Below are 26,692 nucleotides of genomic sequence, written 5' to 3' on the forward strand. Positions count from 1 at the left end.
GGTGGGTGGTCGAGGGGAACTCGCCGCGATTCACCCTCGACACCGGTGACGGGCTCAACCATGTCCTGGCCGGAGCCATCGCCATCCGCGACCCAGTCTGGAACGAGGGCTACACCAAGATGCTCGACATGGGCCACGGCACGGCGGTCGACCGAGTCGCGGCATTCCAGATGGGTTTCGTGACCGGGGGGCCGGCCTGTTCGGCGATCACCATCGACGATGTGGACCGGCGGCGCGGTGAACTGCCGATGTTGCTCACCGACGACAACGGTCAACGCCAGACCGGTGAAGCGCCGATCAGCGAACAAACCCTGGCGACAGTGATGGAGGCGATGGGCATGCTGTTCAACCCCGAGCACCCGCCCACCTTGAGTCTCAACCCGCCCGAATGCCCGGATGCGGCGGCGCATCCGCCGGCGTTCTACTGCCCCGCCACCAACACCATCGGCGTGAATCTGCCCGTGCTGAAGAAGATGGGGGCGGCGGCCAACGAAGTCGACGACCAAGTGCTGGTGCAAGGAGACAACACCGCGCTGTCGATCGTGATGTCGCGCTACGTCCAGGCCGTCCAACACCAACGCGGGCTGGCCCTCGACACCGCCGCCGCCGCGCTGCGCACCGCATGCTTGACCGGCTCTGCACAACGCGACATGGTTCACCCGCTGCAACTGAAGTCGGGCAACAACCTTCTGCTGACTGCCGGCGATCTCGACGAGGCCGTGGCCGGGTTGCTCACCAACGGCCTTGTGGCCAGCGATGTCAACGGTGACACCGTGCCCGCCGGATTCAGCCGGATCCTGTCATTCCGGTCAGGCCTGGCCGCCAGCGCTGAACGCTGCTACGACCGTTTCCCGTGACCGGCGATCAGCCGGGCAGTCGGCGAACGATGCGGGTGACGACCTCATCGGCCTGGGCGGTGCTGTCGCCGTCCCCACACACAATCGCCTCCACAGCGACGTTGGACTGGGCTGCGACGACATGCCCGCACGATCGCGGCGGCTGCTCCTGACGTGTGATGGTGGTCGTGGCCCGGCCGTCGACCACGGTGGTCGTCTCGCGCACCCAGTGTTGAGTGGTGCTGCCGCTGGTCGTCGAAAACGGCTGGCCCGCTGGGCATTTGTCCCAGAGGCGCGCAGCGTCGGCGACAACCCGCGCAGACAGTTCCGGGTCGGCGAACACGGAGATCAGCTGCGACACCGACTGGCCGCGCGCACCGCGATTGGCGTCACCCACGGTGGCCTGTGAAGCCCCATAGGGAATCGTGCCCTGAAACAGAATCGTGTAGGCGCACGCTCGTGGCTCGATGCCCTCACCGGATTCGTCAGGCGAGGTATAGGACTTCACCTGGCGCATATCGGTGTCGGAGACGATCGCGCCGAGCTCGGAGCGCTTGAGCCGCCAATCACCGAGTGCGTCGGCGGTCACCAGTGTCGTCGCCGGCGCGGGCATCGGAGGTTCGGAGTGCTGGGGCTGATGGATAGAGACCGCCTGGCCACCGGTCACCGAGGTGCACCCCGCGAGCACCAGCGCAGCGCTCAGCGCGGCGCCGAGCGGAGATAACCGCCGCATCCAGGCCTCCCTCCACGCGGTGCTCCTCGTCAAGTGTCCCCGCCGGCGCGCGCGACCGCCGCACACCCCCGCGTCCGGCGCGCGCAGACCGGCCCGAACGCCCAGGCCCGTGTGGCCGGCGGGGACGGTTCTCGAGGATGGTCGCACCGGGGCGGTTGGGGATGCAGGTGCTGGCGCGTGGAGCTCGGCACAGACCCATGACGATCCTCCGCTATGGCGGGAGCCCCCGGAATTGCCGTCCGGATCAAGCAGCGGATATGGCAATGGTTCACCGGTCTCGGCATCACTCAACTCCGACAAGGCCTGATCCTGGCCATCCTCGCCGTCACCGCACTGTTCGGCGGCCTGGACACCGTCAATACCAAGGTCACCGAGGTCAAACCGGGCAAGGAGTTCAACGACGGAGCCCTCACAGTCACCGTCCATAGAGCCACCCTGGTGACCCAACTGACCGCCGGCGATCGCGTCCTGCTCAAGGCCGATCCCGGCGCGCAGTTCCTGGCGGTGGTGGCCACGGTGAAAAACCCCGGGAACCGTTGATGTGCCGCTCACCGAGGAGCTCGACCTTCGCGGCGAGCCCGACGCCAAATGGATCGGCGCCATGCGCCTGGCCGACGGCACCCGCACCGCACGGCTGGGCCCGGGACTGACCGACGAGCTCGCGTTCGTGTGGCAGCTGCCCGCCGACGCGCTGCGCGCCGGGGATTCGGTCACGCTGCGGGTCTGGAAGCAGCAATACCGCGAACTGATCGTCCCCTACGGCAAGGGCTGGATCGACAGCCTCACCGATTACGGACAAGTCGTCATACCAGTCGGGAGCCGGCAGTGAAACCGTTGCGGCCCATGCTGCGCCGCGCAGTGCGCCCCGCCACCGCCGTCGGCGCCATCGTCGCCGCGGCCGCGGTGTGGCACCATCTGCCCGCCAGCACCGACATCTACGCCCCGTTCGAGGTGCGCGGCGTCATCGGAGTGCCCACCACGGGACGCGGGATATCGGCCACCGTCACCGGGGTGCGGATCTCCAAAACGATCACCGTCGATTCCGTGCTGGCCCGCGTGCCGATACCGGCGGCGGGAATCTGGGTCCTCATCGACACCACCCTCGCCTCGGGCCCTCACGCCGAAATCCCTGACGCCCAGCTCATCGTCGGCCCCAACACCTACAGGCCGACCGACCGGCTGCCGATTGGCAACGCCCTGGGCGATCAGCTTCAGCCCGGGTTCACCAGCCGCGGCGCCTGGGTGTTCGACGTCGACCCGAAGCTTCTCGACGCCGCCGGCACCACCCTGCACCTCCAGATCTGGGTGGGCGACGGGCGACTCGACTCGAGGCTCGACATCAGCATCGATCGCACCGACTCGCGGGTCAGCACGCTCGACACCACGGCGCTGCAACGACCGATCCGGGCGGCGTCATGACCGCGCCGCGTCGCGGGCCGGTGCTGTGGCAGCGCAACATCGTCGGCGCAGTCGCGACATGCGCGGCGCTGGCAGTCCTGGCCGTCGTCGACTTCTGGCCGCACTGGTCGACCTACCGCAGCACCCAAGTGCCGCAGCGGATTGCCGCCCCGCGCGCCGCGATCACCCTCGACGGCCAGACCTGGCAGCTGCAGACGGTGCGCCACCTCAGCGACACCCCTGGCCGTCTCGGGCCGCCGATGGCGGCCGGTGCGGTGTTCACCGTCGTCACGATTGAGCGGTCCGGCACCGACGAGGGACAGCCGTGCGAGGCGGTGCTCACCGATGGGACCCGCCGCTGGACGTCTGTTTCACTGGTGCTCGGCCCAGCCGAGCACAGCGCCGGCATCACCACCCACTGCAGTTTGCCGGGCGCGTTGCGGGTGGCGTTCGAGATTCCCAGCGACGCGGTACCGACCGCGCTCGACATCACCGACTCTGGTGGGGGAATCCTTGTGCGGCTGCAGCTGTAGGTGGCGTGGTGGCCGCACGCACGTGCCACACGCAGTAGGCCAACGTGGTGGCGATCAGACAGATCCGCAGCGGCTCGATCAGCAGATGTGACCCCATGATCAACGGGTCGCGCACACCCAACCAAAACGTCCACGGATGCGGGCCTAGCAGCCACGCGACGCCGCGGAACAAGTACCCGGGGCCGGTCTGGTTGCCGTAGAAACTGCCGGACATGTCCAGCCACGCCAGGACCAGGTAGGCCAACACATACAGCGACAGTCCCAGTAGGCCGCCGTGGGCGATCAGCCGGCCCGAGTCGACGACCGGGCGGAACTTGCCCAGCTGCTCGGTGGCGTGCGCGCGAGTCTTGGTGCGCACCGCAGACGGCACCATCTCCCAGTGGGTTTCGAAACGCTCCCGGGGCTGGGTGGCGCGTTCGATGACCATGTCGGCCCGCCGCCCGACGACCCGACGTGCGGCCGCGCGCCAGTCGGCGGTTTCCATCGACACCCGGTAAACGATTCCGGCCACCGCCAGCCACAGCAGCGGGATCGCGGCGCCGCCGAATGCGGTACTCAGCGCCCACATCACGCCGTCCCACATCTTCTCCAAGAAGTTCACGTGGGAAAACACGTCGGAGCGGACCTGGTTGAACCACACCACGATCCGACGCTCGGAAATCCATGCGGCCGGGTTGATCAGCAGCGTCAAACCTTGGTTGACACTGAAGGTCAACGCCAGAAACACCCACAGTGCATCGACGTAGACCCGCACGCCTTGCATCCACACCGGCAGACGCGCGCTGACCCGGCTCAACACCAGCCGCACCACCAGCGCGGTGGCGATCAGCACCCAGGTGGTGGTGCCCACCGGCAGCGTCTCTGGGTGCAGCTCCAGGTTTTGTCCGGGTGTGAACGACTCTTCGAGGCGGTAGTCCAGCGAGCGTGACTCGAAGGCCAGCCAGTCCTCTTTGAACATCTGCCATGCCAGGTAGATGGCGAAGAACGGCACGATCACCGTGGTGAACAAATCCACCCGGCGTGACGGCCGCGACGGGTCGGGGGCGAGTTCGGGAAACGCTGGCCGCAGCACCAGAAAAATCGCCACGAACGACCCCAGCCGCGCCATGCCAGCCAACGGCATGATCAGTGACGCCCACAAGTCGTTGTCGTGGCCGGCCCAGGCTGCCAGCTCGATCACGCCGCGCCGGGCCAGCAGCCCCAGCAAGTACAGCGCCGCCAGCTGCGGCCAATACTGCAAACACACGGTCATCCGCCGCAGCACGTAGCGCACCGCCACATCGTAGAGGGGCCATCACGGGCCGATCGCCCGAGCCGACGGCGACCCGATCGGGCGGTAGCCAGGCGTGCAGCGGGTGCAGGGTGGGTTGGCACGCGTCGCCGCCGCGGCGCTGAGGAACCCAGAAAATGCTGCTGCGCAAAAGACACGGGCGTGCGGTGTCGACGTCAACAGAAATGTTCGCCCAGTGCCCCACACTGATAGGCATGACCGAGGACTTCCACACCGACGTCGAGTCGCGTGACTGGTATATCGCATCGCTCAACGGCCGCGACGTCGTCAACGTGTCACTGCGCAAGGTTCGCCGGCCCGGACAGGTGATGCGGGCATGGGGGTGGCGCGGGTTTCGCGTGTTCGAGCGCCCGGCGACGATTCGCAACTACAAGTACGGCCTCGACTGCTTGCCGTGGCACGTGTGGCGAGTTAAACCACTGAACCCGATAGCTTTTGAAGTGGCACCCGATAGTCACGGGCGGTCGGTGCTGTGGACCCGCGGATTGTGCGTCGACGCGCTGATGCATGAAGGATACGAGTTCGGCGCCAACGGTCGTGAAGTCAAACGCTTCCTCGATCACCTGGCCGGTCTGGACGCACCGCCCACCGACACCGCCCCTGAGCAGATGACCGAATACCGCGCAGCGGTACGGGATTTGGCCAAGACAGCGCTGACCCCGCAGCTGCACGACTTCCGGTGGATGGCCAACGATTACTTGGAACACCGTGCACGGTGGTGGGATTTGCCGCTGCAGCACACGGAGCGTGGACGAGAAGTGTCCAACATCGTCAACGCCCTCGTCGCCGGCCGCGACCTTCCGGCCGCGGTGGCCGAATGGTGGGCACTGCCGCCACGCCACGTGCTCGGCACGCTGTAGCCGAACGCGCAAGGACAGGCCCGGCCCCGCCAAGTGCCAGGGCTGGATCAGCTTGCTTTAGATGGTGTAGATCTGGCCGGCCGGTATCTGGCTGCCGACTTCAGCGATGTCACCGGCGTGATCGGTGTCGGTGGTCGTCACGCTGGTGACCGCGGCCTCGGATCCGCCGGCATGGGTCGTCGAGCTGGCTGAGGTGGCGGTGGTGGCAGCGGTGTCGTACTGGGGCAGAGCGATCTCGGCAGCCTGCACCGCGGCGTCGAAGGGGCTGGAGGGAAGCGAGCCGGCAGTCGTGCCCGGAAGTGAGGACGCGGCGTTGGTCGGCGCATCGGCGCCGGCCTTGGCGGCCACCTGGGCGCCCTCTGCGATGAGCGTGTGTGCTTGCACGGGCTCGGCGTAGAGCGGTCGGCCGGACGGGCTGGGGCTGGCGGTGTCGGTAACGGCGGGCATCAGAACTTCCTGTCCAGGGTTGAGCGTGCGCACACGGTCACGGGTGTGGCGACGGTCATGGCAACCATGATCGCAGCCGCCATGGGGTGATGGCCAGCCAAGTGGCAAAGATAGCTGGACATGGTGTCGCGTAATACACGCAAGCGGGCCTGTCGGGCGCGGCTAGTTCGGATCATATTGATATTGGTCGTTCGAGGAAGCCCGGCTAAACCGTTGTGGCGAAAGAATAGGGAAATAGTCGGCTCAGTGTGCGCACTATGCGGTGAATTACTGCTGTGCTGCGAATCCGGGGTAAATGCAGTATTCGCGTAACAGGCAACAATGTGAACGATTATCCGAAACCGGCAGTGGTCCAGTGTCGGCGGCTGGGCCGTCAAACCGTTTCCTGCGCAGGCGGGTGGTGGAGTGCGGGTTCACGGGTGGTGGCGTCGGATCAGGACACACAACCGGGCCGAACTTGCCCCAGAAAACAGCTAGACCCCCTGCTCCACGGGAGTGGGGGGTCTGCGCATACAACACGACACCGACGCGCGGGTGGCGGAATCGCCGCGCGGGGCAAGCCCTTAGATGTGGCGCGTGGGTGGCGGAGTGGCTTGCGTGGCGGCGGCCAGGGCGCGCAACTCATCGGCGGTGAACTCGTTGATATCGCCGGCGATCAGCCGGCCGGCGCGCACCGGGTCGAGCTGCAGGTGGTGGGCGGTTTCCTCGGTGCTCCAGCGGCGCCGGGAGATCAGTTGCTGCAGCGCATAGAGCAGTTCCGCGCTGGCCTGGAGCTCGTCGGCCTCGGCGGGGGTGGTGAGCGCGTCCCAGACGCGGCTGTAGGTCACCATGCTTCTAGCCTATCTGGCGGTACCGCTGTTGACCCAGCCGAATGTCGCTGGCCGGGGTGGTGTTCGACTTCTTCTGAAAGCAGTGAAGGACCCAGATGGTGTCGGGGTCGACCGTGGGAGCGACAAGAATGCGAAACCACACGCCGTCGCCGTTGATGACAAGCTCGATGCAGCCCTTGCCGACGCGCGGCATCGGTTTGGAGCCCGCCGGTGTTTCGCCGTTCTGCATAAGAAAAAGCTGGTATCCGGCCAGCTTCATAATCGCTTTGGGAAATGACTTGAGGTCGTCGCGGGAGCGGCCGATAAACCCGATGCGCTTCATGAGGATGAGTTTATGGAGGGGTACCGACAAAAATTCGTCACCAAAGATCGCCATGGGATGTAAGCGGGTAAATGAAATCGCCGTTAGTGAATTGCAGAAGTCTGCGCGGAGTGCTTTAGCTGCTCAGGCTCGGCCGGCGGCGCCGGTGCGGTGAGATCGGGTGGCCGCCGCGGGAGTGGCCAACGACGGGGATGGTGTCGTCGCCGGGTTCGGCATCGGGTTGCCAGTCGGGTTCAGGTTCGGGCTCGGGCAGTGGTGTGCGGCGTCGGCGGACGTTGGCGGGAGGCCGATCCAGGGTGGTGCAGTGTTCGGCGATGCCATCGCGCAGTTGTTCGGCCACGGTGCCCAAGGTGGCGTCGGGGATGTCGGCAGCGGCCGTGCTGATGGCGGCGGGGAGGTCGGCGGCCATCTGGCGGGTCCGCTCGACGAGCCGGTCGGGATCGGTACCGGCGTTGACCGCGAACTTCTCGATGTGGCGCAGATTGACGTCGCGGAACATGCTGTGTCCGGCGATCGGCATGGCGACGCGGGCCAGTCCCGACCTCGGGTCAGGGTTGTAGGGCAAGACGCTGGCCACGTCATAGACGGGGGCCAGGGCCACGTGGTCGCCGGCCAGGATCACGCTGTAGTTCTTGGCGTGGGCGTCGGGTGCTCCGCACAAATACTGCGCCACAACGGCATCGGTGAACCGGTCGACGTCGGTTTGGGTGGCGCGCCGGCCCAGCATCTGGGCGATGGCCACCGCTGACGGGCCCCCGTCGGAGGCGTACTTCTTGTGTGGCCACACGCCCAGCGCCTGGCACATGTCTTCCTGGTGGATGCGCACGACCGTGCCGTCGGGGTTGATGATGCGGTCGTAGCGTTGCACGACGATCGCCGGGGTGCCGTCGAACTCGTGGTAGGCCGTCTTGGCGGCGTGAATGCCGATGAGCCCGAATGCTTTCTGGCACAGGTGCTCGTTGAGGGCCTGCGCTGGAAAGCGGGTGATTCCCGGTTTGACGATGTGGGTGCTGGGGGCGTTGCCGTGGGTGTATGCCCAGCCGTCGTTGGTGGCGGCGAGGGTGAATTTGGACTGTGCACCGGCCAGGCTCCAGCGGTCCTGGTCGCGGGTCCAGTGATCGGACTCGGTGTGCAGCTGGCGCAGACGTGCGCCGATGTCGGCGTCGGTGACAGGTTCGAGGTGCCCGGTTTGGGTGAGCAGCTCCTTGATCGCAGCTGCCGGTGCCAGCTGCACCGCTCCGGCGCAGTCACGGCCGAGGTGTTCGAGCAGCGCTGAGGAGTTCTGCGGTGAGACGTCGAACTCGCGTGCCCACCGTTCGCGCACGCGTGCGTCGTCGGGCAGCAGACCGGCCAGCCATGGGGCGGTGATGCGGTGGCCGTAGACGTGGCCGGCGCGCACGGGTAGCGACAAGGACAGCGGCGTGCGCGATCCGGTGGCGTAGTCGTCGGTGTAGGCGAACTGGGGGCGGCCGAAGTCGTGGGTGACCACACCGGCGACTTCGCCGTTGAGAACGACGGCGAGAGCAGAAGTCATCGGCGGCGGCGGGGTGTGCGCGTAGTCGTCTGATCAGATCCAGTGCGGCTTTCTCGCCGGTGTTGGGCGGCTTCTTCGGGATGACCGACAGTCGGTAGTCCAGGGCGTCGGCGACGGCGACGACGGCGGCGATTTCACCGTGCGGGTGGCCGGATTCGATGCGGCTGAGAAGTTGGCGCGATACGCCGGCCCGGCGGCCGACTTCGTCTTGGGCGAGGCCGGCCTTGAGTCGGGCGTTTCTGAGCTGCGCCCCGATTTGGGCGAGCTGTTCGTGCACGTCAAAAGCCATGACGGAATGGTACCATAACAAGCTCAATGATGGTAGCGAACCGTAACATCACCCTCATCGGCTGCCCCGCCGCTTGCTGCGTCTGCGCTCGGTGAGGCTGGCTGTTTCGGCCAGACCCGTGATGTAGCCGTCGAACTCGTCTCGGTGCGCTTCGATCAGTGCCGCGATGGCGTGCAACTCGGCGGTGAACCGCTGGGCCTCGGGCTTGTGGCTGCGGTCGACGACAAAGTTGCACCCGCAGCGCTGGGCTTCGCGCCCAATCACCCCGATGGGATTGACCTCCCACTGCGCGGCGTGGGCAGCGGTGGTCCAACAGGTGATGCACACGGTGAACGCGGTCCGCCGCTTGCCATGCTGCTCGATGCGGGCCTTCAACTCGTCGAGTGTGATGGTCGAGGCGACGTCGTTGGCGGATCTGCCGCACTCGGTGAGCCGCTCTGCGCGCCACGGCAACCCGGATCGGACGATGTGATCGAGGGGACCGGTTTCGGGCATCGTCATCGCACCAGGGCCAGCACCGACGACGGTTGATGCAGCGCGCCGCGCAGCACCTCCAGCCGTCCGTTGAGGTTGGCGGTCAGCTCGGCCAGCTCGGCTGCGCTGTTGGCGATCGTGTCCCGCTTCAGGTCGCTGCCGACGGCGTCGATGTGCAGTTGGCGCAGCGCGTCATCGGAGACACGTTCGGCGCTGAGCTGCAGTGCGTTGATCTCGGTGACGAGCGCGTCGATGGGAGCCAGTTGTGTGCAGTACTGGTCGAGTTCGACGACCAGGCCGACGAGCCGGTCCCACGCCTCATCGATCGCCGTGGTGATCTCACGGTGCCGGTCGGCTGCGGGCCCGGTGGTGTCGGTGGGAACGGCGGTGTCTGCGCTGATGCGCCAGATGCGGTGGGCGCGCGACCGGATGTCGCGCAGTGTGGCATCCAGGTCGATGCGGACCCGGTGGGTATCGAACAGTTCACTGTTCCATGCGGTGCTGGCGCGAATATCGGCGGCGATCAGGGTGGCGATGCCGCCCAGGTGGGGTTCGCGCCACACCGCCGCGGCAGCACCAGGTTGGCTGGCCCACTTCCAACGCTGATCCCACTGTCCTTGAAGGGTGTCGGCGTTGACGTAGGTCGAGAGCCGGGCCCGGCCCGGCCAGTCGGCGACGGCGCGCGACAGCTCGGCGTGCTCGGCGGCGGTGTAGCCGTCGAGAGCGCGGCGGTGTGAGGGCCGCAGCTGCGGATACCGGCCAAGGATGAGTGCGACGGCCGTGAGGGCGACCGTGAGCGCGATGACGGCGATGACTGCGGGAGTGGGCAGGACGTCGGTGACTACAGCCACCGTCGACAGTCCCCAGGTCACCGGCAGTGAGGCCAGCAGCGCGAGTTCACTTCCCGACATGGGGGGCTTGCGGGCCGGCGGCGCATAGGGAGCGCCAGACTCGCCGCGCGCGCTGCGCTTGGCTGCCAGGGACGTCGACAGCGCGGACTCGTCGATGATGCGTGACGGTGTGGTGGCCGCGAGCGCGTCGACGATCTGGCGGACGGTGTAGCTGTGCTTGATCCCGGTCTGCACTTGCGGCGCCAGCGGGATGTCGCGGTCGGGGTTGGCGTACTCCTCCAGATGCTGCGTCATGACCAGAGGTATATGCCGGCGATCGAGGCGTTCCGGTCATCGACGAGTACGGCCGCCGGCACGGTCACACCGCCGCCGAAGCCTGCACCGACGCAGCCGCGCCGGCGGCGAGTGCGGGTTTGTGCAACGCCTCGATGCTCTGGATCGCCTTGGCGGTCAAGCGTTCAGGGACGACCAGCCCGATCTGATCGAGGAACTCGCGAGCCTTGGCCTGGGCCTGTCTGGCGTTGTCTGACGGGGTCGCCGGGTCCATGGCCTGAGCCATGAGTTTGCGTGCCTGGTCGAGCTTGCGTTTCTCGTCGCCGTTGAGCTGCCGGTTGCCGTGGATCACGCCGATACGGCCTTTGCGGCGCGCGTTCTCGTCGGCGAGCCCGAACGCGTAGGCCGCGGCCGCCGCAGCGCGCGCGAACGCGGTGATCAGCTCGTCGTCGGTGGGTGCGGAGTCTGAGCGCAGCGCCAGGGCGTCGGCATAGGCGGCGTGGAACTTCGCGGTGGCCGGCTCGTTGACGTCGGCCAGCAGCGGGCGGGTGAAGTACACCGATTCGATGTCGCACTCGAACTCCCCCAGGAGGGTGGAGGTGCTGTCGAGGATGGCCAGGCTGTCGGCCCATCGCTGCCGCTGCGCGCGGCGCGCTGCTGTGGCCGCGCGCAGCCGCGACAGGCCCATCCATAGGAGGTAGGCGAGCCCGAGTGCTACTGCGACGATGGCGATCACGGCCGCGGCCTGGATCAGCCAGGTCCAATCGGTGGGCGGCGCCGGTTCGGTGGCGACCGGCGCCGTTGTCGGTGGGGCCACCGTCGACGTCGGCGCGGGCGGCGGTGGTGGTGGTGTCGTGGTGGTCGGATCGTGGGCGTCGCCTGCGTTGACGTGGCCGGTGATGATCCACTGGATAAGGGTCGGCATCAGCCAGAGCCCGAACGCCATCACACCGGCGCTGGCCAGCATGGCGAGCGCAGAGGCTGCCGATATGGAACCGGCGATGAGTCGGATGATGATGGTGGCGCTGTAGAGCATGACGATCCCGGGCAAGGCCAGCTTCATCACGAGAAGAATTGTCTCGATGGCCATGGATTGGATCGTGGTCAAGGATTCGGTGGCGGCCCACACGGTGGTGATCACAGTGGCGTTCCTTTCGAACTCGGCCGGATGCCGCTGACGGCGACGGTGAAGCCGGAGCGCAACCCGCACGGATTCTCGAGTCGACCGTGACAGGCCACACAATACACCGGATTAGGTGTATATGGTAGGTGGTGCGGGTGCGCGTCCGATCGGGGTTGGTGGCGGATCGCGGTGGACGGAAATCCCATGACCACAGGTATATGCCGCGGTTGCGGCGGATCTGGTCACCGCGGCTCGACCTCAATAGGTCAAGACTCGGTGCGATCGCGCAACATAGCCGGCCCCCGCGGCTGGCATGGTTCTGTAACAAGCTCGCGGGGTGTTGTGGTGCCATAACAAGGCGCGGCGCGGCGCGGCTGCTGCTCTCTCATTAATGTCCGCGAGGCAGCCGAGTTGCTCGGCATCCACGCTCGTCAAGTTCGCCTACTGGGTGCCCAACGTCAGCGGCGGCTGGTCGCCGGCGACATCGCCCACCTCACCGACCTGACTCGAGGATGTCGGTGGCCAGGCATACGGTCCAATCATGGAGTCTGGTTTGGATCGCAGCAGCCCTGGTGTTGTACGTCGCTGGCACCGGCCTCATCCGACGTGCAGACCGTCACCGCGACGATCCGCGGTCGGACGGTCGTCTGACCACCGGGATTGCGTTGACGCTGGCCGCCACCCTGTGCAGCGCCATCTGGATGTACATCGCCGGCAATCCCCCCGGGCTTCGCGTCATCTGCCTGGTGGTCCTGGCGGGGGCGATCGCGGTCAACGCCGGGATTCTGTGGATCCGCTTGCTGCCGACGTCCGGCAACCCCACCAATGGGACGGAGCTGTAACAAGCTCAGCGGGTGTTGTGGTGCCGTAACACCCATCGTGCTCTGCCTGGTAACACCGGCCCCGAATCGCCTCGACCTTCCTCCACACCGCACATAGGCTTCCGAGCCATGCGAGCAAACACCGCGCGCCATGAGTGACATCGCCGCAGCCCTCGCACGCGCCCAACGGGCGTTCGCCAAGCCGACACTGAGCCTGTTGGCCCGCAAGAACGCCCCCGTGGTGGTGGCGATCTTCAGCCTGGCATTCAACCAGGAACGCAGCGTCGTGACCGCCGAACGGTTCCACACCCTCATCGACGCCCTCATCAGCGAACTACGCGCCGCCGGCGCCGATTCTTTCGACGAGCCAGCCCGAGTGCTATGCCGACGCTGGGTCAACGAGCAGTGGCTGGTCCTGGCCACCAGCGACACCGGCGAGGAGGAGTACTCGCTGACCTCTCATGCCCGCGAGGCCATCGACTACGTGCACCGGCTCGGCGGGGACCGCTCAGTGTTCGGCGAGTCGCGCATCCGCACCATCGTCGAAGCCGCCCGGCGCTGCGCCATGGATGCCGACCCCGACACCGACGCCCGGGTCGCTCGGCTCGACGAGCAGATCATCGCGCTGCGCGCCGAACGCGATCGCCTGGCCGCCGGCAGCACAGCCGACCCGGTGCCGCAGGCGCGGGTGGTCGAGCAATACCTCAACGTCCGCGACATGACCGCACAGCTGCCGGCGGACTTCCTCCGTCTGTCCGAACACGTCAAGGACATCCACCGCACCCTGGTCGCCGACTTCCAACAAGAAGGCCGCCGCACCGGCGATGTCCTCGACACCTACCTGGCACGCTCATCGGCGCTGATGTCGGAATCGCTGGAGGGCAAGGCCTTCATGGGCGCCGTCGAGCTGCTGCGCGACGAAAAGCTCATGGGCCAGCTGCGCCGCGACCTCGACACCATCGCCGCCCACCCCTTCGCCGCATCGCAGCCAGCCGGTGAGATCGCCGACTTCCGCACCACCGTGGCATCGATCAGACGCGGCGTCACCGCCGTTCTGGAGGCCCGCCGCAAACTGTCCTCGACGCTGCGCGCCTACATCACCAGCCACGATGCGCTACGTGACCGCGACCTCGACGACGCGTTGCGGGAAGCCAAAAAGCAACTGGCCGGATGGATGCGGGTGAGCGGCCCACGGGCCCGGGTGCCACTGCCACTCGGGTTGGCGCCGCTGCAGATTGGCAACACTCGCCAGCGGTTCTTCGACCCCGCCGAACACGCGGCGCCGCCGCCGCTGGCCGACCCCGCCGCCGATGCGCAGCCGGCCCCTTCGCTGCAGGCGCTGCGCCGGCGCGGTGGACCGAGCGTGGCCGCGCTGCGCGCCGCTGTGGCCGCGGCCCTGGACGGAGACGAAACCTCGGCCGCCGAGGTGTTCAACGCGTTGCCCGAAGAACTTCGCCGCCCGGTGGAAGTGCTGGGGCTGATGCAACTGGCGGCCCACATCGGCGCGTTGGATGACGCCGACAGCCTCGGCACTGAGGTCGTCGACACCGTCCGGGTAGACGGCAGCCGGCGCCAATTGCGGCTCCCCACGATCAGTTTGGGGCAGCGGCATCGCGCCGGTCTGGCGCCGGTCGACAGTGGGGAAGGAGCGAGCTCGTGACCGAACTCGACGACGCTGAGGATGTGGTCGGCCCGCAGTGGGCCGCCCCTGACGTCGCGGAGGATTTCGACGGTACGGGCCCACGGTTCGACGGCGACCAGGGACAGCTGGCCGGCGAGGTGCGGCGCACGTTGGTGTCGCTGCTCAAAAAGCGCTACATCTCTGCCGAACGCAACCCCGTGGACTGGCGCGTGGTGATGCAGAACCGGCGGTTGCTGGAGTCGCGGCTCAACGAACTGTTCATCCAACTTGTCATCGACACCGATCGCGGGGTGGCCTACAAGCGCCACGCCCAGCCCGATCACGGCACGCAGCCTTTCCCCACCGTGCTGCACGACCAGAGCTACTCGCGCGAGGAAACCATCCTGCTCGTCCACCTGCGGATGCTGCTGCGGGGCCGCCAACCCGACGACCCCGCGGTCTTCGTCGACCGCGCAGAACTGATGGACGAAGTCGCCAACTACCGGCCAGCCGACGCCACCAACCAGGTGCGCGACGAGAAGGCCGCCCGCGCGGCGATCGAGTCGCTGACGCGGCTGGATCTGCTGATCGACAGCGGCGACGGTGAACGGTTCCGGGTGGCACCGATCGTTGAAGTGCTGATGTCGCTGCAACGGCTCAACGAGCTCGTGACATGGCTGAGGACCCAACAGGACTCCGCCGCCGCGACCGTCGACGGAAACGACGCCATGACCGAGGTGGGGGAGGACCGGGGCGATGGGAGCTGACACGTCGCAGTGGCGACTGCACAGCATGCAGCTGGTCAACTGGGGCGGATTCGAAGGCCACCATCGGGTGGACCTGTCCGCGCCGGCCACCCTGATCAGCGGTGCGACCGGCACAGGAAAGTCCACGCTGCTCGACGCCTACATCGCGCTTCTGATGCCCAGCCGGGTGCCGTTCAACGGAGCCTCCAACGACAACACCACAGGCCGGGCCCGCGGCGGCGATCAACGCAACGTGCTGCGCTACATGCGCGGCAAGATCGACGATGACCGCCAGGCCGGCTCGGACAAACTCACCGACCAGGTGCTGCGCGGCCGCAACGCCCCCACATGGTCGGCGATCGCAGCGACCTGGCACACCGAGGACGGTCAGCAGTTCAGCGCCATCCGGCTCTATTACGCGGCGCCGTCTGCGACCAGATTCGACGACATCACCAAACGGATGGCCACCATCGACGCCCCTTTCGACCTGGCCGCAGTCGCCGATTTCGCCGCCACCCAGTTCGACCCGCCGCAACTTCGAAACCAGTTCGGCGGGCTGGAATTCCACGGCTCCTACCGCAGCTTTTCCACGACGCTGTGCATCCGGCTGGGCATCGGGCTTCCCGGCGAAGGTGAGCGGGCGCTGGGACTGCTGGCGCGCATCCAGGCCGGCCGGGCGGTCACCACCGTCGACGGACTGTTCAAGACGATGGTGCTCGAACGACCCAAGACGCTGGCCGTCGCCGACGAGGCCGTCACCCACTTCGACGATCTCCAAGCCTCCTATGAGGCGATGAAAACCGCTGAGCAGCAAGTCGAAACATTGTCGCCGATCATCGACTGGCACCGCGACTGGTGTGCTGCCCAAACCGACGTGGAAACCCTCGACATGCTCGGCCTCCACGCCGACGGACCAACTGCGCTGCGCGTATGGGCGCTGCGCACCGAGCAGCGACTGGTCGCAGACGCGCTGCACAGCACCGCGTCCGCCAAGGCCGATGCCCACACGCGCGCCCGCGCGGCCCGCCGCGACGAAGACGACGCCGAGGCCGAACTGGCCGCGCTGCACACCGCCCAGTCCGGCGACCTCACCGCACACCTCGACGACCTCGACCGCAGACTCGAGCATCTGTCCTCGGCCCACCGCGACACCGAACAACAGCTCAAGATCTACCGGGAACGCACCACAGCGCTCGCCGAGCCCCCCGCGACAGCCGAAGAGTTCGCCGCTGCCCAAGCCGCGGCCGCGCAGTTCCTTGCCGAATATCCCCGCACCGCAGCCGAGTTGCGCGCCCGGCGAGACACCGCCGTCGGACACCACCACCGCCTGCACGACCACCGCGCCGGCCTGGCCGGCGAACTCGAGTCGCTGTCCGGGCGCTCCGGAGCGATCCCGGCAGAACTGCACGCCGCGCGCTGCGCGGTCGCCGCGGCGATCGGACGCCATCCCGACCACGTGCCGTTCGTCGGGGAACTGATCGACATGCGACCCGGATACGAGGCGTGGCGGCTGGCCGCCGACCGGGCGATGGGCGGGTTTGCCACCACGCTGCTCATCGCTGCAGAGGACCTCGACCACGCCCGCGTGCAGATCAACGAACTCTCACTGGCGCGGCGGCTGACTTTCGAGGGCGCCCAACCCGGCCAACCCATCGCGCCTGTCGGCGACGAACACCGGCTCAGCGGACGGATCATCGTCGACGAATCGTCGCCGTTCGCCGGGTGGGTGCTGGCCCGCATCGCCTCAGGGTTCGACTACGTGTGTGTCGACGACCCCGCCGCGCTGGCGACCGTGCAGCGCGGCCTGACCATCACCGGCCAAACCAAAACCGGCAGCCGCGGTGCGCACGGAGGCAGCCGCGCGCCGGTGATCGGGTTCTCCAACACCCACCGAGGGGAGCAGCTGCGCGCCGACCTCGACGGCGTAGACGCCGAGCTGGTGTCAGCGGCCGCGGCGATCGCCGCCGCCGACCGTGACATCGAAACGCTGCAGACCCGCCGCGACGCCTACCGCTACGTCGCCGACACCACATGGTCGGGCATCGACGTCGCCACAGCACGCGAACGTGTCGAGGCCGCGGCCGCGCGGCGCGACCAGGCCGCCACCGGTGCTGGCGCGCGCGCCGGCGAGACTGCCTCGCGCCGAGACCAACTGCGTACCGCTCGTGAAAACGCCGCTCGGGCACGCCATCTCGCCGAGGCCGACGTCGAGCGGCTCACCGCCCAATATGCGGGGCTGCAGGTGCGGGGGGAGGAGCTCGCCGGCCAGATTCAGCAGCTGCCCGCCGGCGCGGGCGAGGTCCTCACCGAGCAGCTGGCCGTCCGGCTCGACACCGAGCTTGGCGCGGCCGCCGGCGAGCACGTCACCGCCACCACGTTCGGCCAGGCCCTTGCCCGGCTCCATGCCGCGCTGAGCACCCAAGCCGAGACGGCGCGGGCCGCGGCCGCCCGAGCCGCCAAGATGCTCACCGCCACCTTCGAAGCGTTTCAACGGCAATGGCCGCGACCGGATTTGGGCACCGACGTGTCGTCGTATGTCGGCTACCGCGACATCCTCGACGATCTCAACGCCGAGGGACTGCATCAGCGACGCGCCACGTTCGTGCGCGACGTCAACGACTGGACCGGCATCGATCTGCTGCGGCTGCACGGTGCCTATGAAGAAGCCGTTGAAGAGATCGCAGCCCGCCTGGATCCGATCAACAACATCCTGGCCGAGCTGCCGTTCGGCGCCGGAGCCGACCGGCTACACATCACGTTGCGCCGCACCGCCACCGCCGACATCACCGCATTCCGCAAGGAACTCAAGACCCTGGCCGGCTTCGAGGCTGCCCCCGGCGATGACGAGGACCTCGTCCAGAAACGGTTCTTGACGCTGGCCCGCTTCATCAACCGAATCCGCAAGTCCGACAGCACCTCTGAGCGCGACTATTACCTCGATGTGCGCCGCCACATCTACATCGAAGCCGAACGTCGAGACACCCACGGTGCGACCCTCAACGTCTACGCCAGCCTGGCCGGCAAATCCGGCGGCGAATCCCAAGAGCTCATCGCCTTCATCGTCGGCGCGGCGTTGCGCTATCAACTCGGCGACGCCCAGTGGCCCCGCTACGCCCCGGTCATCCTCGACGAAGGGTTCATCAAGTCCGACGCCGCGTTCGCCGGCCGCGCCGTGGCGGCCTGGAAAGGGCTCGGCTTCCAACTCGTCATCGGCGCGCCCGACGACAAAGTCAACAGCATCGAACCCCACGTGGACCGCATCCTGTGCATCACCAAGAACAGCCAGCACCGATCCCACATCACGGCCCTGACCGACACCACGAGGCCATCGTGAACGCAGACGAAACATGGCTTGAGACGGTGGCCGAGAAGACCACCGATCACATCGCGCGCGCTGACGCGCTCATCGAACAAACGGCGACGGCGGCCAACTCGATGCGATCGCACTGCCGCGACCAGGCCGCGCGTCTGCGCGAACTAGCGGCCCGCGAGCCCACCCTGGCGGCCCTCGTCGAGCTGGCCGAGTCGATGGACCGGTTCGCCGACTCGGTGGCCTCAACCCCCTACATCATCGAAGGCCTGCGCGACTGGTTGGTGCAGAGATCCGAAGCGATCGAGGTGACCGGCGCCGCGGTCGCGGCCGCCGAGGCCGCTGCCCACCGGCGCATCGCCGACATCTGCGCCACCGGCGGGGAGGATCACGATGCCGCGGTCGCAGAAATCGTCAGCGAGACCCGGACCGCCAACTCCGCGCGCATCGCTGGGCTGCGGGACTGGATCTGGGTGACCGGGCGGTGAAAGGGCACCGCGAAGCGCTGTGACGCTCCGGCTCACCACCCAACCCGATCGACCGTGAGCGGATTCGAACACTTGTACGATTGATGGTGTGGAGTTGCGTCGCACGCCCCGAGGCTGGGAGGAGCCGAGCCCCGACGTGTGCCCGCACTGCGATAGCGTGCTGGGCGGCGGATCGGTGTTGGTGGGAATTTCCCAATGTGATTGCGGCACAATGCATCGCACGCACTTCTGCCGATCGTGTCAGGCGACGATGTTCACTCCGCCGTTAGGGCCTCGGTGTGCGCGTCGGGCCGTGGATGGCCGATCGGCCGGCCCGTCGAACCCGCGGTGATGTCGGCTGCTTGCCTTCCGATGGCGACGTCGCCCGGGCGCACTCGAAGGCCTCAGGATTCGAGGCGATGCCTTGACGGGTCTGAGATAGTTTCGCTGCATGAGCGTGGGCTTCTGGGTGATCAGTGTCGACCGGGAATCGGGTCGAGCCACCACATCCCCGTTGATCGCTGACCGTGACGAGGCCTGGCAGTACAGCCTCGACATCCAGGACGAAGACACCTACACCACTGTCGTTCCTCGACGATTCAAACGGCCGAAATCCTGACCCGGCTGTCCGTCACCTCCACGACACTACGCACTCTTCGCTGTAGAGTTGTGTGGGTGGAGATCGAGAACCCCACCGATGACGATGGTCTGCCGGTATTCACTCTCGTGGGCCAGATCGAACGCTGGTTACGCGACCAAATCGCCAGCGGCGCATTCAAACCCGGCGATCGCTTACCGTCGATGACGGACATCCAGAGCCGGTTCGGCGCGAAATCCCTCAGCACCGTCAGGGCCGCGCAACTGCGCCTGGCTCGCGACGGTCTCGTCACGGCCCACCACGGCCGCGGCGTATTCGTGCGCGGGCTCACCAGCGCCGACCCTCCGAGCCGCGACGCCATCGTCACTCGTAACGAGCCACCCACATTGATATCTGCCGACCCCGCCACGCGCACCATCACCATCGAGCTGCGCACCAGCGCCCAACCGGAACAATGGGCCACCAGCACATTCATCGATCGCCTCCGCGAGCGCTGGCCTACCCACGGCCGCACCATGGTGCCGGGCGGCCGCTCCGGCTACACCATCACCATCGCCGACCGTGAACTCGAGGACACTGTCGCCGAATTCGACACCCTCCTCGCGGAGGCAAACGCCTATCACTTGACGGTGACACGTCCCAAGCTGCGAGCAGCCCAGCGGATATGGCAAAACACACACGACGAACTCACCGTATGCCCGGGCGGCGGCCTCGATCTCGACCACCTCCAAGCCCGCCTCGATCGGCTCCACCCAGACGACCCTGAGGGCGCCCAACGGCTCACCCGCGCCGTTGACGCCGTCACCAAAGCGCACGTCATGCGCACCATGCTGGAAAACAGCCGGCACGATCCACACGTCACGCCGGTAGCAGATCCAGCGCCGACGTCATGACCGCAGACACCAGGGTTGCGTCGTCGCCGGTCACCTCGACCACAGGGACGAGCTGGCTTGCGCGGCCGCTCCAAACGCCCCCGAACTCCCCTCCGACAATGGCTTGAGCGAAAGCCGTTCCCTGGTGGATGTGGCTGTAGCCATCATGATCACCGAACTTCGTCGGCTCTGAGTTGATCGTGACGATTCCGCGTTCGCGGTAGTCGAAGCTCACGAGCAGTTCGATCCCGTCGACGGTGAAGAAACAGCTCGTGAGGCTTTGGTCGGCCCAGTCGAAAGCTACCGAACGCGAGGCGCGCAACCGCGCGACGACCGCACAGGGCGCCTCGTTGGTGAGCACGGTGACGGTCGTCGCCGGAGAGGTCCCTTGCCGGGGTTGGTCTGGCCAGTTCGCCAGCACGTTGCGAACCAACGGCTCGCCGACCGCACACGCATTGCGGTCTCGCTCCATTGACACCGACATCCGCACCGCAATCGAATTCTCAAACGGCACAGTGAATTCGCAGCCGCTCTCCACGAGCTGGTCACGTGTTCCAGGCGGCAGCGCGTCGGCGACATCGGTCGTGTACACCGCGACGCCGTCGATCTGTATGCGCTTGGTCGCGTCGAGGAACGTGGTGGGGGTGAAGGCAATTGACCATCCGACCGAGATGGGACGCTGAGCGCGCTCGTCGACCACCGCTTCGCACGACGTGGAATTGCTTGATGTGCCGAGTGCTGTGACAGCGCCCAGGGACTCGAACTCGCTGCGATCGATCAACGCGCATGGATCCAGGTCACGCGCCCACGTGATGGTCTGCTCTCGGGGCAGATCCGTCGGCACCGGCCGGAGCTCGGTGGTCGACGTGGCGGCGGGGGGAAGGTCTGTGGGCGTGGACGGCTGTTCGGAGGTTGTGGTCGAGCAGCCGATGGTCAGCAGCACCGCTGCTGATGCAGCGTGGATGGTTCGGAGCAATTTGGTCCACTTCGTTTGACGACTTGGAATCCTGAGCAGCCGACGGCAGCGGTATGCGCTCACATTCGTAGTTGATGGCGTCCAACTGGCGTTACTGCCCCACGTGAATCGGGCCGTTCCATCGGAGGGTGTTGTCCCGCCAGAAGTGGTGGAAGCCGGGTTGACCGCGCCATCGAGCGACGACTTCTAACACACCGCTGTCGCCAATTTTGAAGGTGCTCTGGATAATTGACACGATGTCATAGGCGTCCTCGCCTACCCCGAATGTGATGGGCCCATGCCAATGAGTGTTCCACCGATTGGCGTCAAGCAGTTCACCACAGTCATGCCAGAAGTGGTCGATTCCGCCGAAACGACCCGCGGCCACCAACTCGATGTTGCCGTAGTGAGCATCCCGGGACCATGGCCACGGGTCGCGCTCGGTATAGCCGTAGGCGCCCTGGATCATGCCGGGAATTCCGCGCCAGCGTCGAGTGGTCTTCAGGATTGCATCGTCGCGTGATGAGAAGTGCCCGTAATAGGTGAGTTCACGTCGGTACATGGCCGAATCGGCCCATTCTCTCACCACGATGTGGATGTGGGAGTTCTCGCCGTTGGCGATCCCTGCGAACACCGTATCGCCGTCACCGGCCCACTTGTATCCGGTGTTGTTGATGCGAGAGTTCACCGTTGTGATGCCCTGGGCGATGCCGGCGAAGGTGGGTAGCGGCTGCTTCATCGTGTCGAGCTGGCGCCAGTGGATGGGATCTGAGGTGTTGACCCGTTCATTGAGCCATAAGCCGGGTTGGTCGATCGGGTGGATCGGCGTCGCCATTTGAAAATTGCCGACGCGGCCCCGTCGCTGCCAGAACAGGAAGGTCTCGATGGAGCTGCCGAAGTAGGCCATCGTGGGTGGCCCTCCGGTCTGGACGTGCTGCGGTCCATGCCAGGTGAACGGGGCGGCGTTCTCGCGCCAGAAATGGTCGATTATTCCGTCGAGGCCAGGCCGTGACGCCAGGACTTCCAAGTTGCCAAGGCTCTGATCACCATGGGTGCGGAAGTCTGACTCGACGATCGTGGCGTGGTTGTAGAGCGTCGAGCCGCCGAAGTGGATGGGCCCGAACCACTTGAACCGGTTTGGACCGTCATTGTTGTCGCGCCAGAAGTGAGCCAACCCCCCGCCGGGCCACGGTATGACGACTTCGAAATTGCCGGGTGTGCCAGCTCGGCTTTGGACCAGCCAGCCCGAGGGCGGCGACACCATCGGATCCTCGCGCCAATCGCGTTCCCACCCCATGGATCGCCCCCTACCAAATGTGTCTGCTCATCAGTCAAACGCTCAGTCAACGCGTAAACAAGACCCGAACCGAACCGGTCAAATGCGGACGTGGCGCGGTCGCAGCCGACTGATCTACGCAGTTGGGGATGGCTGTTACCAAAATGGCTGCGGGAGTCCACGCCCTCGGCCCACTGTTCGATCGCGGGGAGACCATCACAGCCGGCGGGGCTGACGCCCACAGGGTGAAGGGGGAAAGAGATGTCGATGGGAGACTGGCAATCGCCGCCGCGATGGCAGCGGTGGTGGTTGTGATCATTGTGCAGCTCGTCCGGCTCCGCGGCGGTGACGATAACCGACAACGTCACGCCCACAGAGTCATCACTGCCGCCGGTATGTCCGCACTCGTCGTCATCTTCACCGTCTCCGCCGCCGACTACCACGGCCTCTGGCGGCTCGTCTACGTGGTGTTGGCAGCCCTGTCGGCGTACTCCGCGGTCATCATCTTTCGCCGCAACCGCGCCGACAACCGTCGGGGACAGCGATGAAACATTGGGTGCGCGCGGTTTTCGTGGGCGCTGGTGGCGGCGGCGTGCTGTGGGCTGGCATCGTTGCCGGCCTGGCCACTGCCGACCAGCCCGGCGCCCGGTTTGTCTACGCCGAAACTTGAGAAACTACAACTCACTACTAATAATTAGTCTATCTAATAATCGAGGCGCGCCATGTTAGCGAAGCGGCTTATATGAAGCTGGTGGGCCACTGAAATCGTCCGAGTCGGTCCATTTCTATGCTTGCCGATAATAATGTCGGCTTCGCCCATCCGGGGATCGTCAGGTTCGGATGCGTCCGGCCGGTGTAGAAGTAAAACTATATCGCAGTCCTGTTCCAAACTCCCGCTCTCGCGAAGATCGGAAACTGCCGGCCTTTTGTCTTGACGCTGTTCAGGGCCGCGATTGAGCTGGCTGATCGCGACAACCGGAATGTCGAGTTCTTTGGCCATGAGTTTGATGCTGCGAGAGAAATCGGAGACCTCTTGCTGGCGCGACTCATACTTTTTTCCTGACGACATCAGCTGCAAATAGTCGATGACGGCGAGGCGCAGATCATGCTTTTGTGCTAGACGGCGAGCTTTGGCGCGGATCTCCATCATTGTCAGATTCGGAGAGTCGTCGATAAACAGTGGGGCGTCGCTGAGATCGCCCATGCGGCGGGCCAGTTGTGTCCAATCGGTATCGCTCATCCGGCCGGCGCGCATATCGCTGAGCTTGATGCCGGTCTCTGCGGACAGAAGACGCATCACGATTTCGGACTTGCTCATCTCCAAGGAGAAGATGACGCTGGCGAGGCCTTGTTTGACCGAGCACGACCGCATGAAGTCCAGACCGAGCGTGGAGGTGTGGGTGGGCACCATGGAGTGTCCGGCGAGGTAGGTGTGGTCGGGGTTGTCGACTTCGACGCAGCGCACTGCCACGCTGTCGATCGGCCGGACAGTGCTCACGGTGCGAACGGGCGGCTGGTCGCTGCGGCGGGGGTCTGTGAACCGGGCCGTATAGCTGCTCGAGTCGGGTTCGAGGAGATATCCCAGCGAGGCCAGCAGCTCCTGGACGAAGGCCTTATAGAGCGGGCGGTTGGGGCGCAGCCGGATCGTCACGGTGTCGTCGTCACGTTGGCCGGCTCCATAGAGGAGTCCACGCAGCAGCGATCGGCGCTGGCTTTCGCTGCCGCGGAGGTAGGGGCGTAGGTCGCGTAGGGCGATCGCCGGCGCGCGGCGGGTCGACTGTTCGCCGAGGAGACGGCCGGCGGCATAGGGCGTCATCGCCAGCATGGACGGCTTGATGGGCGGCAACGTCAGGGCAGCGGGCGCGGCGATGGTGTCGTGGCCGGGACGCAGCTGTGTGGTGGTGTGTGTTCCCCGTTGGGTCGGCCACTGGTGTTCGGCGTCTGCGATCAGTGATGTGCCGTCGTCGAATTCGACTGTGTAACAGGGGCGATCGTGCATGACCGGGGTGGCTGCCACGACTGTGGTGGGATTGCCGTCGGCTCCGATGAGTGTATCGCCCACGGCTACCTCACCCATGGTTGTCCATCCCGTGGGGGTGGGCAGCGGGGTGTCGAGGGCCAGTGCCTTTCCGACGCCGGGGCGGGCAGCGATGATGATCATCTGGCCGGGGTGCAGCCCGTTGGTGACTGCGTCCAGGTCGGTGAAACCGGTGAGCACACCGCGCGCCGAGCCGCCGTTGTTCTGGATGGCATCGAGTTCATCCATGGTGGGCTGCAGCAGTGCTTCGAGCTGCACGTAGTCTTCGGTGCGCCGGCGCTCGGTGACGGCGTAGATCTCAGCCTGCGCCCGGTCCACCACCTCGGTGACGTCGGCGCCGTCGGCACCGGCGTAGCCGTACTGGACGACGCGGGGTCCGGCCTCGACGAGCCGGCGTAGCAGTGACTTCTCGGCGATGATACCGGCGTAGAAGCCGGCGTTGGCGGCGGTGGGCGCGGTGGAGATCAGGGTGTGTAGATAGGGCGCGCCGCCGATGCGGCGCAGCTGGCCGCGGCGGTCGAGCTCCGCGGCCACGGTGACGGCATCCGCGGGCTCACCGTTGGCGTACATGTCGAGGATTGCGGCGTAGATGTTCTGGTGCGCGGGGCGGTAGAAGTCGTTGACGCGCAGCCGTTCTACAACGTCGGCGATGGCGTCCTTGCTCAGCATCATGCCGCCCAGCACAGCTTGCTCGGCGGCCTCGTCTTGCGGAGGCTGACGTTTGTCGACACCGGCGGGGTCGGCCATGGGCCGGACAATACGCCCGCGCCGATGTATTACCCAGGCGATTTGGGGCTGCAACGGGCCGCGGGCGACTCGGATTCGCCTTGCCAACCGGTGGCCGAGTGCCGTAGGAGGATCGCATGCCTGAGTTTGCGTTGCGTAGCCTTCGCCGCGACACGAGTGTCTGCGGCGACAAGAGGGAGGCGGCAGTGCCAAGTTCGTTCAACGACGGGATCGCCGCGGGTATCGGGGTTGGGCAGTGACCGGCCCGGGCTTGGGTGAGGGCTGGGCCGCTAATACACCTGATGATGATCAGCGGACCGTGCAGCTCGGGCGAACGCCCCACCGCGGCCAAGGAGTGCCGCCGGCGCCCGGGCACGTTGGTCCGCCGGCGCCGCCAGGGCACGGTGGGCCGTCGGCCGGCGGCCCAGGCTGGCCGCCTTCGCAGGTCCAGATTCCGGGCCACGGCTGGGTTCCGCCTCAACCGCCCCAGCGGGGCCGTGTCGGTACCTGGGTGATGGCCGGCATCGCGGTGACCGCGGCACTGGCAGCCGTCGTGGTGGTGGCTCTGCGCTTCACCGGGAACGACTCCGGTTCAAGTGAGGCCGCCTCCCCGGCCGAACCCGCCACGTCGGCAACAGCGTCGAGCACGACACCTTCATCTGTGCCGCGACGGTCACCGCAGAGATCGGCACCGCCACCGGCGCCGGCGGAGAAAACGGTCGGCGGTGAAGCCGCACGCGCGATGCTGCTCAGTGTCGGGGACGTGAATTCCATGCTGGGTGTCGGAGATTTGCAGAGCACGTGGGACTACCCCGCGCTCGGCGACGCGTCGAGTGAACCACGCAACTGCGGGGGGATCGCCGCACCGGCGCTGCGCCAGGCCTACATCGGATCGGGGTACTTGAGTACCCGCATCCAATATTTCCAGAATGACCTGAACCAAGAGGTTTCCTACACCGTGGCCCAACAGGTGTCGAATTTCCAAAGCTCTCCCGCGGCATCAGGATTCGTCGTCGCGCAGAACAACCTGTGGCGCAGCTGCGCGAACCAGAAGGTGACGTTGCATACGGTGAGTGAGACCACCTACTGGCGGGCTGGCATGCCTTTTATGGCCGGTGGAGAGCTCACCGGTGGAGTGCTCACGGTCACGATGGTTCAGGAAGCTGATTTCGCGTGGAGTTGCCAGCGTGCTCTGTCGGCACGCCGCAATGTGGTTATCGACGTCGTGATCTGCGGCCGCCACGGCAGCACGAAGGCACCCGAGCTGGTCCAAAAGATCGCTGACCGCATGCCGCCAGCGTGCACCGCACGGGCGGAACCGAACGATTCTCGCTGCACCCCAGCGGTTTTCGCGTGGCGCTGGGCGAAACGGTGAGAACGTGTGAGCGCCCAGATATGCGCGAAGCCCGAGCGCCGCGGTCGTCCGGCCGGGTCTCGGGCTCACTTTCTGAAGCTAGTGCTTGCAGAC

At 66.5% G+C, this 26,692-nt stretch carries 27 protein-coding genes and 2 pseudogenes; 15 read left to right on the forward strand and 14 right to left on the reverse strand.

Annotated features, from left to right (window positions below):
* Positions 1-857 (forward strand): annotated as a pseudogene (locus CWS39_RS28885) (peptidase); the annotation flags it as partial.
* Positions 858-864: 7 nt separating this feature from the next.
* On the opposite strand, the gene CWS39_RS28890 reads toward CWS39_RS28885, so the two are convergent.
* The gene (locus CWS39_RS28890; protein WP_158240354.1) at positions 865-1,569 is read right to left on the reverse strand and encodes a sensor domain-containing protein; all 705 of its coding nucleotides are present in this window, start codon (positions 1,567-1,569) and stop codon (positions 865-867) included.
* A 213-nt stretch (positions 1,570-1,782) separates the two neighbouring features.
* On the opposite strand from CWS39_RS28890, the gene CWS39_RS28895 reads away from it, so the two are divergent.
* From CWS39_RS28895 to CWS39_RS18090, 4 genes are read left to right on the forward strand one after another with little or no spacing between them, the layout of a single operon-like run.
* Entirely contained in the window at positions 1,783-2,109 is a 327-nt protein-coding gene (locus CWS39_RS28895) for a DUF4352 domain-containing protein (protein ID WP_158240355.1), read from the forward strand.
* A 1-nt stretch (position 2,110) separates the two neighbouring features.
* Positions 2,111-2,398 (forward strand): hypothetical protein, encoded by a 288-nt coding sequence (locus CWS39_RS18080; protein ID WP_158240356.1) that lies wholly within the window; start codon positions 2,111-2,113, stop codon positions 2,396-2,398.
* Positions 2,395-2,988 (forward strand): hypothetical protein, encoded by a 594-nt coding sequence (locus CWS39_RS18085; protein WP_233213561.1) that lies wholly within the window; start codon positions 2,395-2,397, stop codon positions 2,986-2,988. The genes CWS39_RS18080 and CWS39_RS18085 overlap by 4 nt, the downstream gene beginning before the upstream one ends.
* On the forward strand, positions 2,985-3,500 hold the full coding sequence (locus tag CWS39_RS18090) for a hypothetical protein (RefSeq protein WP_102144316.1): 516 nt from the start codon (positions 2,985-2,987) through the stop codon (positions 3,498-3,500). The genes CWS39_RS18085 and CWS39_RS18090 overlap by 4 nt, the downstream gene beginning before the upstream one ends.
* On the opposite strand, the gene CWS39_RS18095 is transcribed toward CWS39_RS18090, so the two are convergent.
* Positions 3,457-4,773: a hypothetical protein gene (locus CWS39_RS18095; protein ID WP_233213562.1), complete on the reverse strand. Its 1,317-nt coding sequence runs from the start codon at positions 4,771-4,773 to the stop codon at positions 3,457-3,459. The two genes, CWS39_RS18090 and CWS39_RS18095, sit on opposite strands and share 44 nt — an antisense overlap.
* 212 nt (positions 4,774-4,985) lie before the next feature.
* On the opposite strand from CWS39_RS18095, the gene CWS39_RS18100 reads away from it, so the two are divergent.
* On the forward strand, positions 4,986-5,651 hold the full coding sequence (locus CWS39_RS18100; protein WP_102144317.1) for a hypothetical protein: 666 nt from the start codon (positions 4,986-4,988) through the stop codon (positions 5,649-5,651).
* Between the two features lie 57 nt (positions 5,652-5,708).
* Here CWS39_RS18100 and CWS39_RS18105 read toward each other — a convergent pair whose 3' ends face one another.
* The 8 genes and pseudogenes from CWS39_RS18105 to CWS39_RS18140 form a co-directional block, all read right to left on the reverse strand.
* Positions 5,709-6,098 carry a hypothetical protein gene (locus tag CWS39_RS18105; RefSeq protein ID WP_142386869.1) on the reverse strand — a complete coding sequence of 130 codons (390 nt, stop codon included), beginning with the start codon at positions 6,096-6,098 and terminating at the stop codon, positions 5,709-5,711.
* A 563-nt stretch (positions 6,099-6,661) separates the two neighbouring features.
* Positions 6,662-6,928 carry an XRE family transcriptional regulator gene (locus tag CWS39_RS18110; RefSeq protein WP_102144319.1) on the reverse strand — a complete coding sequence of 89 codons (267 nt, stop codon included), beginning with the start codon at positions 6,926-6,928 and terminating at the stop codon, positions 6,662-6,664.
* 4 nt (positions 6,929-6,932) lie between these two features.
* Entirely contained in the window at positions 6,933-7,250 is a 318-nt protein-coding gene (locus CWS39_RS18115; protein WP_158240357.1) for a type II toxin-antitoxin system RelE/ParE family toxin, read from the reverse strand.
* Positions 7,251-7,365: 115 nt separating this feature from the next.
* Positions 7,366-8,784 (reverse strand): type II toxin-antitoxin system HipA family toxin, encoded by a 1,419-nt coding sequence (locus CWS39_RS18120; RefSeq protein ID WP_102144321.1) that lies wholly within the window; start codon positions 8,782-8,784, stop codon positions 7,366-7,368.
* A gap of 97 nt (positions 8,785-8,881) precedes the next feature.
* A pseudogene (locus tag CWS39_RS30335) lies at positions 8,882-9,073 on the reverse strand (helix-turn-helix domain-containing protein); the annotation flags it as partial.
* Between the two features lie 54 nt (positions 9,074-9,127).
* Positions 9,128-9,574, reverse strand: a complete 447-nt coding sequence (locus CWS39_RS18130; RefSeq protein ID WP_102144322.1) for a hypothetical protein — start codon at positions 9,572-9,574, stop codon at positions 9,128-9,130.
* Complete coding sequence (locus tag CWS39_RS18135; protein ID WP_102144323.1) at positions 9,571-10,692, reverse strand: hypothetical protein; 1,122 nt, start codon at positions 10,690-10,692, stop codon at positions 9,571-9,573. The genes CWS39_RS18130 and CWS39_RS18135 overlap by 4 nt, the downstream gene beginning before the upstream one ends.
* 64 nt (positions 10,693-10,756) lie before the next feature.
* The gene (locus tag CWS39_RS18140; RefSeq protein WP_142386871.1) at positions 10,757-11,812 is read right to left on the reverse strand and encodes a hypothetical protein; all 1,056 of its coding nucleotides are present in this window, start codon (positions 11,810-11,812) and stop codon (positions 10,757-10,759) included.
* Between the two features lie 554 nt (positions 11,813-12,366).
* Between CWS39_RS18140 and CWS39_RS18145 the strand changes: the two genes are divergently transcribed.
* The 7 genes from CWS39_RS18145 to CWS39_RS18170 all read left to right on the forward strand — a co-directional run bounded on the left by CWS39_RS18145 (position 12,367) and on the right by CWS39_RS18170 (position 20,250).
* Positions 12,367-12,636 carry a hypothetical protein gene (locus CWS39_RS18145; RefSeq protein ID WP_142386872.1) on the forward strand — a complete coding sequence of 90 codons (270 nt, stop codon included), beginning with the start codon at positions 12,367-12,369 and terminating at the stop codon, positions 12,634-12,636.
* A gap of 130 nt (positions 12,637-12,766) precedes the next feature.
* The gene (locus CWS39_RS18150; protein ID WP_102144326.1) at positions 12,767-14,275 is read left to right on the forward strand and encodes a DUF3375 family protein; all 1,509 of its coding nucleotides are present in this window, start codon (positions 12,767-12,769) and stop codon (positions 14,273-14,275) included.
* The gene (locus tag CWS39_RS18155; RefSeq protein ID WP_158240359.1) at positions 14,272-15,003 is read left to right on the forward strand and encodes a DUF4194 domain-containing protein; all 732 of its coding nucleotides are present in this window, start codon (positions 14,272-14,274) and stop codon (positions 15,001-15,003) included. Before CWS39_RS18150 ends, CWS39_RS18155 begins: the two co-directional genes overlap by 4 nt.
* Complete coding sequence (locus CWS39_RS18160; RefSeq protein WP_102144328.1) at positions 14,993-18,316, forward strand: ATP-binding protein; 3,324 nt, start codon at positions 14,993-14,995, stop codon at positions 18,314-18,316. The genes CWS39_RS18155 and CWS39_RS18160 overlap by 11 nt, the downstream gene beginning before the upstream one ends.
* Positions 18,313-18,780 carry a hypothetical protein gene (locus tag CWS39_RS18165; RefSeq protein ID WP_102144329.1) on the forward strand — a complete coding sequence of 156 codons (468 nt, stop codon included), beginning with the start codon at positions 18,313-18,315 and terminating at the stop codon, positions 18,778-18,780. Before CWS39_RS18160 ends, CWS39_RS18165 begins: the two co-directional genes overlap by 4 nt.
* Positions 18,781-19,210: 430 nt before the next feature.
* A complete protein-coding gene (locus CWS39_RS28900) occupies positions 19,211-19,378 on the forward strand; it encodes a hypothetical protein (RefSeq protein ID WP_158240360.1) in 168 nt (55 codons plus the stop codon).
* Positions 19,379-19,434: 56 nt separating this feature from the next.
* Positions 19,435-20,250: a winged helix-turn-helix domain-containing protein gene (locus CWS39_RS18170; RefSeq protein ID WP_158240361.1), complete on the forward strand. Its 816-nt coding sequence runs from the start codon at positions 19,435-19,437 to the stop codon at positions 20,248-20,250.
* Here CWS39_RS18170 and CWS39_RS18175 read toward each other — a convergent pair.
* A complete protein-coding gene (locus CWS39_RS18175; protein WP_158240362.1) occupies positions 20,216-21,205 on the reverse strand; it encodes a DUF3558 family protein in 990 nt (329 codons plus the stop codon). The two genes, CWS39_RS18170 and CWS39_RS18175, sit on opposite strands and share 35 nt — an antisense overlap.
* 91 nt (positions 21,206-21,296) lie before the next feature.
* A complete protein-coding gene (locus tag CWS39_RS18180; protein WP_102144332.1) occupies positions 21,297-22,481 on the reverse strand; it encodes a hypothetical protein in 1,185 nt (394 codons plus the stop codon).
* A gap of 143 nt (positions 22,482-22,624) precedes the next feature.
* On the opposite strand from CWS39_RS18180, the gene CWS39_RS18185 reads away from it, so the two are divergent.
* Positions 22,625-23,008, forward strand: coding sequence for a hypothetical protein (locus CWS39_RS18185; protein WP_142386874.1), 384 nt, complete (start codon positions 22,625-22,627; stop codon positions 23,006-23,008).
* Between the two features lie 155 nt (positions 23,009-23,163).
* Here the strand turns inward: CWS39_RS18185 and dnaB are convergent, their stop codons facing one another.
* A complete protein-coding gene (gene dnaB / locus CWS39_RS18190; RefSeq protein ID WP_102144334.1) occupies positions 23,164-25,245 on the reverse strand; it encodes a replicative DNA helicase in 2,082 nt (693 codons plus the stop codon).
* Positions 25,246-25,701: 456 nt separating this feature from the next.
* A complete protein-coding gene (locus CWS39_RS28905) occupies positions 25,702-25,998 on the reverse strand; it encodes a hypothetical protein (protein WP_158240363.1) in 297 nt (98 codons plus the stop codon).
* Between CWS39_RS28905 and CWS39_RS18195 the strand changes: the two genes are divergently transcribed.
* Positions 25,997-26,599: a sensor domain-containing protein gene (locus CWS39_RS18195; RefSeq protein WP_233213564.1), complete on the forward strand. Its 603-nt coding sequence runs from the start codon at positions 25,997-25,999 to the stop codon at positions 26,597-26,599. The genes CWS39_RS28905 and CWS39_RS18195 overlap by 2 nt on opposite strands.
* Positions 26,600-26,692: the final 93 nt, after the last annotated feature.

Origin of the sequence: Mycobacterium hubeiense, assembly GCF_002838065.1 — a bacterium.
Lineage (GTDB): Bacteria > Actinomycetota > Actinomycetes > Mycobacteriales > Mycobacteriaceae > Mycobacterium > Mycobacterium hubeiense.